This window comes from Thalassotalea marina (assembly GCF_014656435.1).
In the GTDB taxonomy this organism is placed as follows: Bacteria; Pseudomonadota; Gammaproteobacteria; order Enterobacterales; family Alteromonadaceae; genus Thalassotalea_C; species Thalassotalea_C marina.
Window position 1 is genome coordinate 1 of record NZ_BNCK01000021.1, and the last position, 2,569, is coordinate 2,569.

At 59.5% G+C, this 2,569-nt stretch carries 3 protein-coding genes; all 3 read left to right on the forward strand.

Annotated features, from left to right (window positions below; all coding sequences use genetic code 11):
- On the forward strand, positions 1–807 hold an 807-nt coding region (locus IE199_RS21765; protein ID WP_223364268.1), incomplete at its 5' end, for a DUF3363 domain-containing protein.
- Between the two features lie 221 nt (positions 808–1,028).
- Positions 1,029–2,243, forward strand: a complete 1,215-nt coding sequence (floR, locus tag IE199_RS21770; protein WP_149151645.1) for a chloramphenicol/florfenicol efflux MFS transporter FloR — start codon at positions 1,029–1,031, stop codon at positions 2,241–2,243.
- A gap of 54 nt (positions 2,244–2,297) precedes the next feature.
- Positions 2,298–2,569 (forward strand): LysR family transcriptional regulator (locus IE199_RS21775; protein WP_001100556.1); only part of this gene is annotated, 272 nt, incomplete at its 3' end.

The window sequence follows — 2,569 nt, forward strand, 5'->3', positions numbered from 1 at the left end:
GTAAATTTTCAGCGTTGCTGGCTCCCCGTCAGCCGGATTGGGTTGCATCGCAGGGGTGTCGAAAGAGTCAACTGCGGTCCAAAGCTGTTGGACTTGGGTGAAAAGGGCGTTTATTCTTCCTATACGTGCCGCGTTCCAGGCGGCGACTATGAGGGCTATGTCGATGCCCATGTGCGCCGGCTGGAGGCGCTACGCCGGGCCGGTATCGTCGAGCGGATCGACGCCGACCAATGGCGCATCCCCGATGATCTGGTCAGCCGTGCCGCCGCCCATGACGCCGGCCGAGACAGTCAGGCCAGCGTTCGCGTCCTTTCCCCGGTCGATCTGAACAAACAGATCGGATCGGACGGCGCGACCTGGCTGGACCGGCGGCTGATCCACGGCGAGACGGCCGACCTTGCGCCAACCGGCTTCGGGCAACAAGTCCGCGAAGCCATGGACCAGCGCCGCGAGCACCATATCGAACAGGGCGACGCCACCCGCAGCCGGGACAGCCGCGTCTTCTACCGGCGCAACCTTCTCGCCATCCTGCGGGAGCGCGAGGTAGCCGGCGTCGGATCGGATATGGCTTTGAGTAAGGGCCTGCCGTTCCGCGCCGCCACGGACGGCGAGAGCGTCAGCGGCAAGTTTACCGGAACCGTGCATCTATCGAGCGGCAAGTTCGCCGTGGTCGAGAAATCCCATGAGTTCACCCTTGTCCCGTGGCGGCCGATCATCGACCGCCAACTCGGCCGCGAGGTTATGGGCATCGTGCAGGGCGGGTCGGTGTCGTGGCAGTTAGGGCGGCAGAGGGGGCTGGAACGCTGAGTGCGCCCATGCCGCATTGCGAAGCAAAAGATAATCGGATAAAATGTAGCAATTCATATTCGTAAGCGTGGAGTAATCAGATGGGAAATTCCAAGTCAGCAGACAAGTAAGCCGCAACAACCAGTATTGTTGTTGCGGCGCTCTGTAAGACCCAATCCCTAGTCTGATTGCTGACGAGCAGACGCCGCCCGGTATTTTTCTATTCGAGAGGTTGATTCGTCATGACCAACACACGCCCCGCGTGGGCCTACACCCTGCCGGCAGCTTTGCTGCTTATGGCACCCTTCGACATCCTCGCTTCGCTGGCGATGGATATTTATCTTCCAGTCGTTCCAGCGATGCCGGGCATCCTGAATACGACTCCATCCATAATCCAACTCACGCTGAGCCTCTACATGGTGATGCTCGGTGTGGGCCAAGTAGTATTTGGCCCGCTTTCGGATCGCATAGGTCGACGGCCTGTGCTTCTGGCCGGAGCCATGCTTTTCATCGTCGCGTCGTTCGGTGCCTCATGGTCCTCCACGGCTACAGCATTCATTGCTTTCCGTGTGGTGCAAGCCATCGGCGCATCCGCAATGCTCGTCGCGATGTTTGCAACGGTTCGCGACGTATATGCCAAGAGGCCCGAAGGGGTAGTCATCTATGGCCTCCTAAGTTCGATGCTGGCGTTTGTCCCGGCACTCGGCCCTATCGCTGGCGCTCTGATTGGAGAGTTTTTCGGCTGGCGCGCAATCTTCGCCACACTTGCTGTGCTTGCGTTGATTGCCACCGCGCATGCCGGATTCAGATGGCACGAAACCCGCCCTCTGGATCAAGTCAAGACGCGCCGATCTGTCTTGCCGATCTTCGCGAGTCCGGCTTTTTGGGTTTACACTGTCGGCTTTAGCGCCGGTATGGGCACCTTCTTCGTCTTCTTCTCGACGGCTCCCCGTGTGCTCATAGGCCAAGCGGAATATTCCGAGATCGGATTCAGCTTTGCCTTCGCCACTGTCGCGCTTGTAATGATCGTGACAACCCGTTTCGCGAAGTCCTTTGTCGCCAGATGGGGCATCGCAGGATGCGTGGCGCGTGGGATGGCGTTGCTTGTTTGCGGAGCGGTCCTGTTGGGGATCGGCGAACTTTACGGCTCGCCGTCATTCCTCACCTTCATCCTACCGATGTGGGTTGTCGCGGTCGGTATTGTCTTCACGGTGTCCGTTACCGCGAACGGCGCTTTGGCAGAGTTCGACGACATCGCGGGATCAGCGGTCGCGTTCTACTTCTGCGTTCAAAGCCTGATAGTCAGCATTGTCGGGACATTGGCGGTGGCACTTTTAAACGGTGACACAGCGTGGCCCGTGATCTGTTACGCCACGGCGATGGCGGTACTGGTTTCGTTGGGGCTGGTGCTCCTTCGGCTCCGTGGGGCTGCCACCGAGAAGTCGCCAGTCGTCTAACCGACGACTGGTAGCAGGCCCGCTCCGATGCGGCGCACTAACCATCGAAACCTCGTGAATGTCGGTATCCTGTCTGGCAGGATACCGCTCATTTCCCTTGTTCAGTTCATCGCCGTCGCCGAGCATCTGAATTTTCGGCATGCGGCCAAGGCACTTGGTATCAGCCAGTCGAGCGTCAGCGCGCGTGTGAAAGCGCTGGAGGATAACCTTGGTGTCCTGCTATTTGAGCGCCATGCGCGGGGCGTTCGGCTAACAGACGCAGGCAGGCACTTCATGGAGCGTGTCACGGCGGGTGTCGATCAACTCGATCACGCAGTGAAGACCGC

Coding starts and splice junctions, on each gene's coding strand:
- floR (WP_149151645.1), top strand. CDS start 1,029: ATGACCAACACACGCCCCGCGTGGGCCTACACCCTGCCGGCAGCTTTG.